The 14,767-nt window shown below is 66.6% G+C and carries 14 protein-coding genes; 2 read left to right on the top strand and 12 right to left on the bottom strand.

Going from position 1 to position 14,767, the window contains the following annotated elements; genetic code table 11:
- Positions 1-192: 192 nt before the first annotated feature.
- From HV798_RS31320 to HV798_RS31265, 12 genes are all read right to left on the bottom strand, one after another.
- On the bottom strand, positions 193-1,092 hold the full coding sequence (locus HV798_RS31320) for a tetratricopeptide repeat protein (RefSeq protein ID WP_175193084.1): 900 nt from the start codon (positions 1,090-1,092) through the stop codon (positions 193-195).
- Positions 1,092-2,090 (bottom strand): type II secretion system F family protein, encoded by a 999-nt coding sequence (locus HV798_RS31315; protein WP_175193083.1) that lies wholly within the window; start codon positions 2,088-2,090, stop codon positions 1,092-1,094. Before HV798_RS31315 ends, HV798_RS31320 begins: the two co-directional genes overlap by 1 nt.
- An 11-nt stretch (positions 2,091-2,101) precedes the next feature.
- Positions 2,102-3,031 (bottom strand): type II secretion system F family protein, encoded by a 930-nt coding sequence (locus HV798_RS31310; RefSeq protein ID WP_029954418.1) that lies wholly within the window; start codon positions 3,029-3,031, stop codon positions 2,102-2,104.
- Positions 3,031-4,392 carry a TadA family conjugal transfer-associated ATPase gene (locus HV798_RS31305; protein WP_025140524.1) on the bottom strand — a complete coding sequence of 454 codons (1,362 nt, stop codon included), beginning with the start codon at positions 4,390-4,392 and terminating at the stop codon, positions 3,031-3,033. The genes HV798_RS31310 and HV798_RS31305 overlap by 1 nt, the downstream gene beginning before the upstream one ends.
- Positions 4,393-4,413: 21 nt before the next feature.
- Positions 4,414-5,754 (bottom strand): pilus assembly protein CpaE, encoded by a 1,341-nt coding sequence (locus HV798_RS31300; protein WP_175193082.1) that lies wholly within the window; start codon positions 5,752-5,754, stop codon positions 4,414-4,416.
- Complete coding sequence (locus HV798_RS31295) at positions 5,751-7,133, bottom strand: type II and III secretion system protein family protein (RefSeq protein ID WP_175193081.1); 1,383 nt, start codon at positions 7,131-7,133, stop codon at positions 5,751-5,753. The genes HV798_RS31300 and HV798_RS31295 overlap by 4 nt, the downstream gene beginning before the upstream one ends.
- 66 nt (positions 7,134-7,199) lie before the next feature.
- Positions 7,200-8,153, bottom strand: a complete 954-nt coding sequence (gene cpaB, locus HV798_RS31290; protein WP_175193080.1) for a Flp pilus assembly protein CpaB — start codon at positions 8,151-8,153, stop codon at positions 7,200-7,202.
- The gene (locus HV798_RS31285) at positions 8,150-8,641 is read right to left on the bottom strand and encodes a TadE family protein (protein ID WP_175193079.1); all 492 of its coding nucleotides are present in this window, start codon (positions 8,639-8,641) and stop codon (positions 8,150-8,152) included. Before HV798_RS31285 ends, cpaB begins: the two co-directional genes overlap by 4 nt.
- Position 8,642: 1 nt before the next feature.
- A complete protein-coding gene (locus tag HV798_RS31280; RefSeq protein ID WP_025140519.1) occupies positions 8,643-9,083 on the bottom strand; it encodes a TadE/TadG family type IV pilus assembly protein in 441 nt (146 codons plus the stop codon).
- Positions 9,050-9,571: an A24 family peptidase gene (locus HV798_RS31275; RefSeq protein WP_246289354.1), complete on the bottom strand. Its 522-nt coding sequence runs from the start codon at positions 9,569-9,571 to the stop codon at positions 9,050-9,052. The genes HV798_RS31280 and HV798_RS31275 overlap by 34 nt, the downstream gene beginning before the upstream one ends.
- Before the next feature lie 161 nt (positions 9,572-9,732).
- A complete protein-coding gene (locus HV798_RS31270) occupies positions 9,733-9,909 on the bottom strand; it encodes a Flp family type IVb pilin (RefSeq protein ID WP_006390266.1) in 177 nt (58 codons plus the stop codon).
- 120 nt (positions 9,910-10,029) lie between these two features.
- A complete protein-coding gene (locus HV798_RS31265; protein ID WP_175193078.1) occupies positions 10,030-10,860 on the bottom strand; it encodes an MHYT domain-containing protein in 831 nt (276 codons plus the stop codon).
- A gap of 602 nt (positions 10,861-11,462) precedes the next feature.
- Here HV798_RS31265 and HV798_RS31260 point away from each other — a divergent pair.
- The gene (locus HV798_RS31260; RefSeq protein WP_425486182.1) at positions 11,463-13,061 is read left to right on the top strand and encodes a ShlB/FhaC/HecB family hemolysin secretion/activation protein; all 1,599 of its coding nucleotides are present in this window, start codon (positions 11,463-11,465) and stop codon (positions 13,059-13,061) included.
- 357 nt (positions 13,062-13,418) lie between these two features.
- Positions 13,419-14,767: collagen-like triple helix repeat-containing protein (locus HV798_RS31255; RefSeq protein WP_175216636.1), on the top strand; the 1,349-nt coding region annotated here is incomplete at its 3' end.

Here is a 14,767-nt window from a genome sequence, read left to right as displayed (position 1 = left end):
GGCCGGTGCCGCCGCGGGCGGCGCAGCGGGCACGGGCGTGGCCTGGGCCACGCCGCCGCCGGTCATGCTGCCGGTCAGGGGAGCATTCGATTGCGCGTGGCCGGCCGACGGCGCAAGCGCCGCCAGGACCAGCGCCAGGGAAAACGGAGCGAAAGCAACGGTTCGAGACATGGCTAGGGTTCCTGGAGTCGGTTAACGCATGATGGGCCCGTTGCCCAGTCTGTCCATCAAGGGGCTCATGACCGGCATCACGATGCCTTCGCCACGAGACACCCGGGTCGCCTGCGGATCGGCGCCCGCGACCGTACCGCCGCCGGCCGGTGCGGCGGCCATCGGCGCGGCCGTCTGGCTGCGGATCTCGGACGCCAGGCGCAGCACCTGGCCGCGCGCCTCGTCGCTGAGCTGGGCGCGGTCCATCACGTTCTTGGCCCGCACCGGCTCGCCTTCCACCAGCAGCAGCAAGGCCAGGTTGGCCAGCACTTTGCCGCTGTCCGGCGCCAGTTCGGCCGCCTGCCCCAAGGGCACGCGGGCGCCGGCCGGATCACCGGCGCGCAAACGCGCATAGCCCAGGTCGCCCAGGATGCGCGGGTCCATCGGCGACAGCTTGGCGGCGCGCGCGAAGTCGTCGGCCGCCTGCTCGAACTGGCCGCGCGAACCGGCGATCAGCCCCAGGCCATGCCAGCCGTCGGCCGCCTGCGGGGTGCCCAGCAACGCGCGGTAGGCCTGTTCGCTGGATGCGGCCTGCCCGGTCTGGCGCAAGGCTTCGGCCCGCATGACCGCCACGCGCGGATCGTTGCCGAATTTCTGCTGGAACGCCTCGATATAGGCCAATGACGCGAAATAGCGCTCCTGGCGCTGCGACTCGGCGATCATGGACAGCATCATCTCCGGCTCGGCCGGTTTGCGCCGGTTCTCGGCCTCGTCCTCGCGCTGGCGCATCAGGGCCTGTTCCTGCTGCTGTTGCTGGATCAGCTGCCAGGCAGTTTCCGCGTTGTTGCTCTGGCATCCGGCCAGGCCCCCTGCGCCCACGACGACGGCCGCCGCCACGGTCCAACGCCACGCGCGTCCCGCGCTTTCGATACCGCCTGCCATCACATGCCCCCCATGCGCGACAAGCCGCGCAACACCGCAACAAACCCCGCCCCGCCGGTCACGATCAACAGCGCCGGCAACAAGGTCACGATCATGACCGCCGTCATCTTGACGGTGGTCTTGCCCACTTTCTCCTTCAACTCCAGCCGCCGCTTCTCGCGCAGCCGTTCTCCGAAACGATTCAGCGGTTCCTGCACCGCGCCGCCGTGCTGGTCCACCTGGGCGATCAGGCGGCAGATGGCCGACAGGTCGTCGTTGTCAAAGCCCCCCGCCAGGCGCGCCAGCGATTGCTCGCGGGTGCGCCCGCGCACATACAGTTCGGACGCCAGCCGCAGTTCGTAGGCCAGCACCGGCATCACCTGGTCGAATTCCTTGATCAGCACTTGCAGGCTCTGGTCGATCGACAGGCCCACGCCCTGCAACAGCCGCAGCAGGTCGATCAGCAGCGGCAGCTCGTTGGCAGCCTGCTTGCGGCGCCGCGACAGGCGCCGGCGCACGAACCACTTGGGCAACATGTAGCCGATGGCGAAGCCGAAGAAGGCCGCCACGAACAGGCCCAGCGACGAATCGCTGACCTTGCGCCCCAGGTCCCAGCCCACCGCCGCCGCCGGCAGCAGCAGCGCCAGCGTGAAGCGCGCCACGATGAAACGCAGCCGCGCCGTGGCGGGGTTCTCGTAGCCGGCCATATCCACCAGCTTGCGGTCCTCGCCGGCCAACAGGGCCTCGGCGAAGCGGCCTTCGCTCAAGCGCTTGCCGAACGAATCGGCGGCGCGCGTCGCCGCGGCCAGCCGGCCCTGCCCGCCCTCGGCGGCCACCGCAGCGGCCACCTTGGCGCGGCCTTCACGCGTGGCCAGCGCCTGCTCCACCACCTGCCGGCTGCGATCCTGCCCGCGCAGGCGCCGCGTCATGCTCAGGCCCAGGATCAGCATGGCGGCGGCCACCAGCATCAGCGCCACGGCCAGCACCGTCGAGACATTCCAGGATTGAAGGGCTTGCATCCGCGCCGTCCTCAAATGGCCTTGGCCATGCGATACAGGATGTACGAGCCGGCCAACTGCAGGCCCACCGCGGTCATCAGCATCTTGAAGCCCAGGGGGTCCACCCACAGCCCCATGAACAGATCGTTGTTGGCCACCATGATGAAGCCGGCGATGCCCAAGGGCAGCAACGCCAGGATCCAGGCCGACAGGCGGATCTCGGCCGAACTGGCCGTGAGTTCCGCACGGGCCTGGCCGATGTCGCGCATGAAGGCGGCCATGCGTTCCAGCACCTGGTCGCTGCGGCCGCCAAAGCGCAGCGCAACCGACACCACCGCCGCCACCATGTAGAGTTCCTTCATGTCGTACTGGCGCGATACCTGCACCAGCGCCGCGTCCAGTTCCTTGGCCGAACGGCTCAGGGCTGCCGCGGTCTCGACCACTTCGCGCAGCGGCTCATCCGTCGTGGCCGCCGCCGTCTGGAACGCCGACGCCATGCTGTTGCCGATGGTGACCAGGCGCACGATGTTGTCCAGGAAGGCCGGCAGTTGCGACACGCGCCGCCGCTGGCGCCGGTCGGCGCGCAGCCACAGCAGGAAATACGCAAACACCGACAGCAGCACCAACGCCACCACGCCCGACAGCCAGCCCAGGAACAACCAGGCCAGGAGCGCCCCCACCACGACAGGCAGGATCAGCTTGGCGTAAAAGCCCGGGCTCTGGCGCACGCCGCCTTGCAGCAGCAGCATGTCCCAGCGCGAAAAGCCGCTGCGCAAGGCGCGCGCGCCTTGCGCGAACGGCATCTTTCCCGTGACCGGCGCGCCGCGGCTGCGCCGCAGCTGGTCTTCCAGGAACGCGGAACTGGCCGCCCGGCGCGCGCCGCTATTGGCGTGACGCCACAGCAGCACCGCCGCCACCGCGAACAGCAGCGCCAAGCCCCCGATGACGGCCGCTTGCAGCATCAGCGCCTCCTGCTCCAGAAGCCGCCGCCTGCGCCGTCCGGCTCGCCCGGCGACGGCTCGGCGGGCCGCTGTTCGTTGCGCATCTTCGCCAGCTTGGGCGTATGCGGATGAATGCCCAGCCAATTCCAGCGGTCCTTCTCCTCGCCTTCCGGCGTGGCAAAGGTTTCGTGGCGGTACAGCTCCTGCGTCGAGATCACGCTGTCGCCCATGCCGGTGACTTCGGTGACCGACAGCACTCGGCGCTTGCCGTTGGACAGGCGTCCGATCTGCACGATGAAATCCAGCGCGCTGGCGATCTGGCGCCGCAGGCTGTCCTCGCTGCCCTGGAAGCCCGCAAAACCGGCCAGCATCTCGATCCGGTACAGGCATTCGCGCGGCGAGTTGGCGTGGATGGTGGCCATCGACCCTTCGTGGCCGGTGTTCATGGCCTGCAGCATGTCCATGACCTCGGCGCCGCGCACTTCGCCCACCACCACGCGGTCCGGCCGCATGCGCAGGCTGTTGCGGATCAGTTCGCGGATGCTGACGGCGCCGCTGCCGTCAAAACCGCCCTGGCGCGATTCAAGGCGCACCACGTGCGGGTGGTTCAGTGACAGTTCCGCCGTGTCTTCCACCGTCACCACGCGCTCGGTCTCGGAAATGAAGAACGCCATCGCATTCAAGAGCGAGGTCTTGCCCGAGCTGGTGCCGCCCGACACCAGGATGTTGCAGCGGTTCTTAACGGCCTCGTGCAGCAGGCGATAGATCTCTTCGTCGAAGGTGCCCAGCGTCAGGAGGTCGGCCGGCTTGAGCGGGTCCTGGCGGAATTTGCGGATCGAGACCATCGGCCCGTCCACGGCCAGCGGCTCGATCACCACGTTCAGGCGGCCGCCGTCGGGCAGCCGCGCATCGACCATGGGGCTGGACTCATCCAGCCGGCGGCCGATGGGCGCCAGAATGCGCCGCACGATGCGCAGCACGTGCTGGTTGTCGGTAAAGCGCAGCGTCTCGCGCGCCAGCACGCCGCGGCGCGAGACGAAGACGTTGTCGTAGCCGTTGATCAGGATGTCTTCGACGGCCGGATCGGCCAGCAGGTCTTCCAGCGGCCCCAGCCCGGCCAGTTCCTTGGTCAGGGCTTCGGCAATCTGCCGCATCTCCCCTTCGTTGATCGGCACCCGGCGCAGGCGCACGAAGCTGGCCACCTCGATATCCACGAACTCCTGGATGGCCGAGCGCGCCCATCTGCCGAATTCCGCCCCCAGCTCTTCAATGCGGGAAAGCAGATGCTCGTAGGCCGCCGTCTTCACTTCCTGGAAGCGGTTGGACGACGCAAAACCCTTGTCGCCCTCGCCGCCGAACTCTATGGTCGCTGTCATGATCATGTCGGATTCCGCCGCCGTCCGTTATTCGACCACCATGCGGCGGTGCACGCCGGGCAGCCATGTGGCCAGCCAGCTCGCCCGGCCGCCCGGTGTGTTTTCTTCCGCGCTCAGCTTCTCGGCCAGCGCCTGGACCGCGCGGACGTAGACGTCGCGCTCGGCTTCCTCGTGCAGCAGATGGCCCTGGTTGGTGCACACCATCAGCGCCAGCGTGCGGTCCGGCAGCGTGCCGACCAGTTCCAGCTGGAAGCGTTCGGCGATCTGCTGGGCCGTCATGCCGTAGCGTTCGTCGTAGCGGTTCACGATCAGGCCCAGGCTGCGACGATCGACGTGCAGTTGCTCCAGTTCCTGCAAGAGACCGGCCAGCGACACCAGCGCGCCCACGCTCTGGTCGGTGACGATCCAGTTCTGTTGCGAGGCGCGCGCCAGGCCCGCGACGAATTCCGGGTTGGTAAAGCCGCCGGAGTCCGCCACCACCACGCCGAAATGCTGGCGCATGCGTTCGAACACCAACAGCGAGTCGGACTGCGATACGTCGCGCATCTGGCCCAGGTCACGCGGCAGGGCCAGCACGCTCAGGCCGCTGGCGGTATGCGCCATGGCCGAACTGAGCAAGGTGGAATCCAGCCGGCGCAGGTTGCGCGCGGCCTCGGCAAAATCGAAATCGCTGCCGATGTTCAGGTACAGCTGGCAGTCGCCCACCGGCCAGCCCAGGTCCATCAGGGCGACGCGGCTGCTCAAGGGCAGATTGCTGCCGCTATCGGCGGCCGGCTTGGCGGCCTTGGCGCCCGACGCCGTCGCCCGCACGCCGTGCATGTGCTTCAGGCGGTCCTGCACCATGCCGGCCAGATGCACCGCCAGCGTGCTGGTGCCCACCCCCGGGCGCGCGCCCAGCAGCAGCACGCTGCGCCGCGAGCCATCCATCCGGACGCCACCGACCGGCACGTCCAGCAGGCGCTGCACCACATCCTTGACCTCTTGCGGGGCCACGGTGGGATCGACGAAATCGCTGACGCCGGCACGCAAAGCCGCGATGGCGCCCTCGGGCTGGCTCAGCAGGCCCACGGCCACGCGCGGTATCGTCGGCGCGATGCGCGCCAGCAGGCGCGCCAATTCGGCCGACTTGAACAGCTTGCCCGGCTCGTCCTCGCTCAACGTGAAATCCAGGAACACCACCTGGGGCTCGATTTCGGTCAGGCGGCGGCCCAGCTCTTCGACGCCGGGCACTTCCTGGGTCAACATACCCATGTCGCCCAGCGCCTGCCCGAGCTGTGCGGCCACGCCGTCGCCCTTGGAACAAAACAGAAACCGGTTGCCGTTTTGCAAGCCAACCCACTCCCTGGCATGTGTCTTCATATTGCTCACCGTGAAAAGCCCGGCATTTGCTGCCCGCCCATGGGACCCATCAGGTAGTAGCCCCAAGCGTTGAACGCGGTGTCCGTCGCTTCCTGCTTGGCCCCGGGCAGCGGCAATGTCACGCCGCGTGCAATGGGCCGCACCAGTCGCGGCGTCACCACGATGACCAGCTCGGTATCCTCCTGGGTGTAGTCCACACTGCGGAAGAACGACCCGATGATGGGCAGATCGCCCAGCATCGGCACCTTATTGACCAGCGCCTTGGTCTGGCGCGACACCAGGCCGCTGACCACGAAGCTTTCGCCATCGCCCAGCTCGACCGTGGTGTCGGCACGGCGGGTGCGCAGCGCCGGGATCAGCGTCGGACTGGCGTTGCCATTCGGTATCGAGATGGCATTGCTGTAGTCCAGCTCGCTGGCCTCGGGCGCCACCTTCAGCGCGATCCGGTCGCGCGACAGCACGGTCGGCGTCACCGTCAGGCCGATACCGAATGGCTTGAACGTCACCGTGGTCGTGCCCAGGCCGCCCGCCTCGGGAATCGGCAGCTCGCCGCCCGCCAGGAAGCTGGCGCTTTGCCCGGTCAGGGCCACCAGCGTGGGCTCGGCCAGCACGCGCGCCATGCCGTTGTTCTGCAACAGGCGCAGGCGTGCGCTGAAATTGTTGGAGTCATAGAACAGCGAAAAGCCCGAGTCCAGCGCCGCGCTCTTGCTGAAACCGAGCGGCGCGCCAAAGCCGTCGGGGGTGATGGAATTGGTGCCGCCCCAGGGGCCGGTGCGGCCGGCAAAGCTGATGCCCGCCTGCTTCATGACCGTGCGCGACACCTCGACCACCTTGACTTCCACCTGCACCACGCCGCCGGTGCCCGCGGTGGACACATCGACCACGTTCTTGTCGCCGACGGCGGCGCCTGCCGCGGCCACCGAGGCCTGGTGCGACTGCGGCGACTCGGCCTGGCCGGACACCACGGCGCGGTCGCCCGCCACGTCGATATTGGCGCCGCCGGCCACCCCACGCCCGGCCAGTACCTGCTGAACCGTGCCGGCCACCCGCACCGTCCAGAGCTGCGGCGCGGCATTGGCGCCCGTCCAGATCTGCAGCGTGGTGGTGCCCGCCTTCTTGCCGTACAACAGCACCGACGCCTGGCGCTTGCCCGAGGCGGACAGCACCTTCACGTCGGCCACATCGGGATCGCCGATGGCGATGCGCGCGGGCGCACCATCCAGCATGAGCGTCTGCTGGCCTTTGACGGCCACCGCGATATCGCGGGCAGGCGCATTCAGGCTGGACGCGGCGGGCAAGGCGTTCTGCGCCAGGCTCATCGCGCCGTAGGTCATCGCCGCTGCGGCCGACAGGACGCAGATCAAAGGGGTGCGCTGAGTTCTCTTCATTGTGCTGGATCAAGTTGACAGGTCGGGTCCAGCTACGGGCGGCATCTGGCCACGCGCAGCCGCGTTTCAATAGCGCACGCGCTCGGATTTGTCTCCTCGCAATATTTCGACGGAACGGCCTCCGCCCCCGCCGGACGCACGGACCGGCGCGGGTTTCGCGGCGGGCGACGTGCCTTCCAGCTGCGCCAGGCTTTCGCCGGCATAGGCGCGGTTCGGACCGGTTTGCAGCAATGCGCGCTGTTCGGGTGTCAGGTCGGTGCGGGCGGGCAACACGGCGCTGCGCTGCGCGAACAGCTGCGTGTCGGGCACGGCATCGTCGCCCACCGGCCGCAGGGCCAGTTGCAGGCGCCCGGTGCGGCTGGCCAGCATCAGCTCGCTGACCTGTTCGACCGGCACGGCCAGCACGGCGGTCTTGGCCGGCTGCCCGGGCGGGCCGGGCAGCGATGATTTTTCTTCAGGACCGTCCACCGACGCCGCGCCGTAGGCCAGCACGCGGACCTGCGATTGCAGCAGCCGGGCCTGGCCGCCCTGGATCTCGACGCCCTTCTCCAGCATGAAGAACACGTCCACCAGGTCGCCAGGCGCAATGCGGTTGCCCCCGCCCACGACTTCGTCCACCGCGATCGCCACCGCGCGTTCGCCCGGCTTGAGCTGGCGGCCCAGGCCCTGCGCCAGCATGCTGGGCAGCACCGGATCGCCGGCCGCGATGTCGATGCGCGCATAGGCGCCTTCCAGCGGCGTGGGCGAGCTGTAGCTGCCCGACAGCGCCACCTGCCATTCATCCACCTTGAGCATCTTGGCGCCGTCGATACGCGTGCCGGCCGGGATGGGCGTCGACGCGACCACCACCGGATAGCGCTTGGCCGGCGGCTCGGACGGCACGGGCGTCGTCGCTGCCACCGGGCCCGCGGGCGCCGGAGCCGGCGCCGGCGGCTCGGAGGCCAGGCGCCACGCCACGAACGCCAGCACCAGGCCCGCCGCCAGCAACACGCCCGCAATGATTTTGCTCAGACTGCTCATGGTGTCCCTTGGGAGATTTGCACGATGGCTTTGGACGACAGCCGGGTCGGAATCCAGTTCTTGTCCGTCCCGGGCAACATGGCGATAAAGGCCTGGAAGGTCGACAGCACCGGCCAGGCCTGCACGTTGAATGTCATGGCGACCGTGGCGCATTGCGCCGTCTGGCCGCCCGAACCGCTCCAGGTGCAAGGCGCGCTGGTGGTGGCGCATGCGACCGTCGAGCCGGTGCCGAACACGCTCATGGCCGCCGTGCAGGCGGAACCCGGCACGTCCGCCTGGCCCGCGAAGCGCGCATAAACGGCTGCCCGCGCGCCTTCGGAGGCCGCCGACGCCAATTGCTGCTGCATCCAGAACAGCACGCCGTAACCCACGACGGCGCAGACGAACATCAGCAGCATCGTCACCATCAGCGAAAACTCAAGCGTGGCGATGCCCCGCTGGCCGGCTTGGCGGCCGCGCGAGAGGTCCAGGTCGGCGCGCGCAGCCATGTCAGTTGCTCCCGTCCAGCGAATTGCCCAGGTGGACCGTGGCGCGCGCGGTCAGCACACTGGTGGGCGGCATCAGGGCCTGTGCCAGGAAGGGAAAATTCGGAATCAGGGGATTGGCGCCGTAGGGATAGCTGACCGTCACTTCGATCTGGTCCGCCGTCAAAGGCAGGCCGCTGCACGTGCCGCCAGCGGTGCTGCTGAGCGTGCCGGTCGCGCCGCACACGGCCACCGCGACGGCCGCCGAGGACATGGTCGTGATCCAGCCCGAGCGATCCAATGCGATATCGCGCCCGGCGTTGGCGCGCACGGTCAGCGAGGTGGCCCCCGGCTGCCACTGCAGCACCTTGCGCGCGCCATCCTGGGCGGCAAGGGTCACGGAATGCTGCGCGGTAAAGACCAGGGCGTAGGTCAGGATCGCGTAGAACACCAGGAAAAACACCACGAATACCAGTCCGAATTCAAGGGAATAAACACCACGCTGAGCGCGGCGGCGCCCAGATAGGTTCCGTACGGAATCTGGCGAGCCCGAAGCGGCAATGCCCAGCTTCGGGAAACAAACAGGTAGAGCAAGGCGTGCAGCCCGGCCATCAGGCTGGCGAACACCAGTGTCAGCACCAGCGGCGCAAAGCCCGCCAGCAGCCCCAGCACGGCAATCGCCTTGACGTCGCCCGCGCCCATCAGGCGTCGGGTCCAAAGCGGGAAGAACGGCAATGCCAGTGCGAAGCCCGCCAGCGCCATGGGCCAGCCGGCCCAGCGTGGCGGATAAGCCCATGCCGGCGCGAGCCAGGCGGCCAACAGCCACAGCGCCTGCCCCGCGAATCCCGCGACGATGAGCGTGTTGGGTACGCGGCGATAGCGCAGATCGGTGTAGATCAACACCAGATTCCAGCATGCGAACAACAGCCACCACAGCACTTCCCCTGGATACAAGGCAGGACCTTCTGACGGTTTCGGTTTGGACTACCGGGTGTCCGCCCGGTGGGACACCGTCTCCTTCAACATCTGCTCCGTGCCGAGCGGGGCGGCAGGCCCGGCCAACCGGGGCTGCCTGGCGGGAGCCAGGCGCGCCGAGGCGGCCGGGGCCTTCGGTCTCACTTGGACGCGTTGGCGAGCTTGGCCTGCAGCGACGTGAACAGGCCGCTTAGCGCGCCCGTGAATGTCGCCAAAGCCGCCACCAGCGCCACCGCGATGGTGCCCGCGATCAGCCCATATTCCAGGGCGGTAATGCCTTCTTCGTCGTTCCAGAACTGCGCAAGTTTCGCTTTCATGTCGAGCTCCTGAGTCTCGCTGGATAATTGAGCCTCGCCGCAAAGGCGGCGCTGGCCCCCTAAACCCGGTACAACCGGCGCGCTGGCGTGTTCCTCACCCGCGCGTCTTCCGGGGTACTGCTAACCCGGTCCCAGCGTGGAACCTGGGGTTCTGCCCGGCTCCACGACGGGAGCCGATTCAATGATCGAATCGATGCGTTGCGCCAGACGCGCACGGAAACGGCGCGAGGCGCGCTGCAAATGCCAGCGCATCACCAGCAGCATGACGGCCGACAGCGCGAAGGCGATATACGGCAGCATCAATCCACCGATCTGCATGCTGGACGAATCCCGCGGGGTGATGCAGACGACCGTGCCGGCCACCACTCCCGTGTAATGCATGCCGCACACCGCAACCGCCATCAAAACGGCCGCTCCGGCGCGCTGAAACTCATTCTGCGTATTGAAAGCCAGCCACAATGCGGCTGACGCGGCAATAACCGCTATGAATACCGATAAAACAACCATCGGCAGATTCCACATAAATACGGCGGGCATGCGCATGGCGCTGATGCCTACATAATGCATGGCCGCCACGCCCAGGCCTGCGGCCAGGCCGCCCACCAGGCAGCGCATAAATGTGAAGCGGTCGCGGCCCACATACCAGAAAGCCCAACCGGAAAAACCCGCGGCCACCAGGAAACTGACCACAGTCAATCCGAGCTGGTAACCCACTTCGAACGGCAAGTTCTGTGCCTGCATGCCGATGAAATGCATGCTCCAGATACCTACGCCGCCCATGGCCAGCGCACCGATGATGATGTAACCGATGCGGATTTCGCCGTCCTGCATTTCGGCGCGGATGCCGACTGCGGCGAGCAGGGCCACGTACGAGCCGAGCACCGCGATCAGGAACGACAGCGCGACCAGTCCGCCATGGAAAGAGAGCGGAACGATATCGCCCGGGTTCATGCGCGGCCCCTGGAAATCAAGCGGCCAACGCCGTTTGCGGCCGAGCTTTGTTCGACGATTGTCTTGCGGTCATCCTGGTCCATCTGCGGACTCCCGATAGCCTGTAAACCCGATGTGTTTTGAAACGTTTATATAGTCTTATCTATTAACAATTAATACACATCAGGGTTTATACCAGTATTCGCAACAGTGCGACAGCTTACTTGTAACGAATACTCGGAAATTCGTAGAGGTCATTTTTTCCAGATACCGGTAAACCCTGAATTCGGGGGTTCGCGCATTGCCCTCTATTTCACTATGTTGTTATATCCACGTTTCCGGCCAGTCACAATGAAATAATTTGTCATTGCCCCCTTGCGCTGGCAACATACCGCCTGAGCGGCGCGTTGCCGTCGTTTATTTATATAGCGTCCCCGTATATTCAAGTGTTATTCAGGTATTTATCGAATGCTGTTTTAACGGCGCCTGCGGCAAATGAGAGACAACAAGGCATGAGACGTACGCTTCCCGCAAGTCCGCTTTACCTCGCCCTTATCTGCACGCTCGCCGCAACAGGCACAGCGCGCGCCGATGGCCCGCTGCGGGGCAACCCCGTCGATTCCATGCCGCAGATCGAGCGCCCGCCCGGCGCCACGCAGCCCCCACCCGTCGTTCAGACCGCCACGCCCGAGCAATTGGCGCTGCAGGCGCGGTTGGCCCAGCGCATCGTGCCCCGGCACTTCGACGTGACGGGCGTGCACGCGATACCGTTCGAAGAGGTCTCCGCCCTGCTCGAGCCCCTGTCCGGCAAGGAAATCAGCCTGGGCGAGCTGGTGCAGCAGGTGGACAAGATCACCCAGCTTTACCGCGACCGCGGCTATCCGCTGTCGTTCGCGCTGGTGCAGAACCAGACCTTCGCCAACGGCCTGGTGGTGGTGACGGTGGTGGAAGGCTATATCGGCACGGTGCGCATCGAAGGCGATATCGGCAATGCCCAGGACCGCCTGGAATCGCTGGCCGAGCCGCTGAAAGCCGATAAACCCCTGAAGCAGGCGACGCTTGAGCGGGTGCTGAACCTGATGCGCACGGTGCCGGGCGTGAAGTTCACCCCGGCGCTGGACCTGCCGCGACGCGCCGATGGCGCCACGGAGCTGCTGCTGACGGCCACGCGCCAGCCGGTCAGCCTGACCGGCGGCGTGGCGGACCTGGGCACCGGCATGCAGCCCCTGGTGAATGCCGCCACCAACAGCCTTACGCCGCTGGGCGAACAGGTCAAGCTGACGGCGTCCATCCCGTTCAACACCGACGACGTGAAGTACGTGTCGGGCGAGATCCGCGTGCCGATCGGCAATGACGGCCTGGCGGTCAAGGTCGACGGCTATCACTACGACGCCAAGCCCAAGGACGATGCCATCGAATACCTGGGCTTCCAGCGCCGGGTCAAGAACGACCGCATCGGTATCGGCGTGAGCTACCCCTTCCTGCTGAACAACACGCGTTCGCTGACCGGCACGTTGGGGGTCTATGCCGCCAATTCCAAGGACCGCTACGACGCGAAGGAATCCGACCGCTGGCTGCAGCAGGACGCGCAGGTGCGCGCCGCCAACCTGGAGATGCGCTATATCCAGGTGTCCGAGGCCGCCACCTCCGATGTGACGCTGGCCGTGGCCAAGGGCTTCAATGCGGCCGGCGCCAAGAAAGAGATCAACACCAACTACGGCTACTCGGCCGTGCCGATCCTGGACCTGGACTTCACCCGCTACAACCTGAATGCCAAGCAGACCTTCGCCCTGCCGGCACAGTTCGGCCTGACGCTCTCGGGCGCGGCGCAGTACTCGAGCAATATATTGCCGTCGTCGGAACAGGTGTCGTTCGGCAGTTGGCGCTTTGCGATGGGTTATCCGCAGGGCGAGCAAAGCGGCGACAAGGGCGTGGGCGTTTCGGCCGAAGTGAATCGCCGGTTCGGCATCGGCTGGGAATACCTTTCGAATGTGCAGCCGTACGCGCTGATCGACTTTGCCCGCACCTATTACAACAACAAGGGCTTGCAGCAACTGAATCAGCGGCACCTGTCATCGGTGGCGCTGGGTCTGCGCTTCACCGACGACAAGTACTACCTGTTTGATTTCAACGTGGCCAAGCCGATCGGTTCGGCGACGGTGAACAACGACCGCGACATACGTTTCAACGCCAACTATTCGCTGTATTACGACGCGTTCTGATCTGGCCGCGGCCATCGCGTGATTGCCCCGTCAAAACCCCAGCGCCCGTTCCGACGGGCGCTTTTTTTTGCCTGTTCCACACACCACGTTACGTAACGTGGGCCGTAACGTAACGGGCGATTAACGGCCAGACGTAACATTCGCAGGCTCCGCGTGATCGTAAAAATGGGGGATTCCCAATATTGGTATAAACCCTCTAAATCAAACATAAGTCATTGATTTAATTGGATTTTTAAAATCATAAAAACCCGCTGAAAGCAAACTGGCACGGCATTCGAAAAATATTGGCACGGTTTATGCATGTAGAGACGTATCGGGCAGTTTCGACGCCTGACACTTCCCCCACAGGAGCTCGCCATGAATGCCAAGATTGAAACGCAGCGCGTACAACGTATTCTGACTTCCACCGTTCTGGCGGCCGCTCTGATGAGCTCGCTGGCTGCCTGCGGCGGCGGAGGCGGTAGCCACAAGAGCGGTCCTTCCGCGGGTTTGCCGGGCACCGATATTCCGACCAACCCGGGTGGCCCGAGCAATCCGGGCAACCCTGGCGGTCCGAATAATCCGGGCAATCCGAACGAACCGAATCCCCCGGTCAATCCGGTGACCACCGGCCTGCTGCAAACCACGTTGGGTAATACCGGCAACGCCGTCGACAATACCCTGCCCCTGAATCTGGGCACGACCCTGGGTGGCGTCGGCAAGGCGCTGGACCCCACCGTCAAACCGGTTGTCGATACGGTTGTCGGCCTGACGCAGCAAGTGGGCGCCACCACCGGCCTGGGCCAACCCGTGGACGGTACGGTCAAGCAAGTCGGCGGCCTGGTTGAAGGCCTGGGCACCACGGTCAAGGGCACCGGCCTGCCCGGCGGCCTGAGCGCCGGTGTCGGCGGCCTGGTCGAAGGCCTGGGCAAGACGGTCGCCAGCACCGGCGGCCTGCTCAATGCCGACCCGAAGAATCCGCAACCCCTGACCACCATTCTCGGCAACGCCACCAACGCGGTCGGCGCCCTGACTTCGGGCCTGTCCGGCAATGGCGGCCTGCTCAATCCCGTAACCCAACTGGTGGGCGGCGTAACGGGCGGCGTGCTCAACGGCCCGTCCAAGCCCTTGCTGGAACCGGCGCTGGGCAATGTCGGCAAGACGGTCGACAACGTCCTGCCGCTGGGCCTGCAGCCCATGCTGGGCGGCATCGGCGCGGCGCTGGACCCGACGGCCAGCCCCGTGGCGGGCACCGTGGTCGGCCTGACGCAGCAAGTCGGCGCCACCACCAAGCTGGGCGCACCGGTGGCCGGCATCCTGAACAGCCTGGGCGGTACGGTCAGCAACCTGGGCAACCAACTGCCTGGCGGCAATGTGGCGGGCCTGAATGGCGTGCTGCAAGGCCTGGGCGGCGCGGTCAGCAGCGCGGGCGGCCTGCTCAATGCCACCCCGGGCAACCCCAACCCGCTCGGCGCCACCTTGGCCAACGCCACCGGCGCCGTCGCCTCCCTGACCGGCGGCCTGGGCCTGGGCGGTACCACGGGCGGCAATAACGGCGGCCTGCTCAGCCCGATCACCGGCATCCTGGGCGGTGTGACCGGCGGCACCACGGGCGCCAATGGCGGCCTGCTGGCGCCGGTGACCGGCCTGCTTGCCGGCGTGACCGGCAGCGTGGGCGGCGCCACGGGCGGCACCGGGGCCAACGGCGGCCTCCTGGGCGGCCTGCT

Source organism: Achromobacter deleyi (assembly GCF_902859705.1).
Taxonomy (GTDB): domain Bacteria; phylum Pseudomonadota; class Gammaproteobacteria; order Burkholderiales; family Burkholderiaceae_B; genus Achromobacter; species Achromobacter deleyi.
The sequence above is the reverse complement of the archived record's forward strand: the minus strand, read 5'-3'. Positions and strand labels throughout refer to the sequence as shown.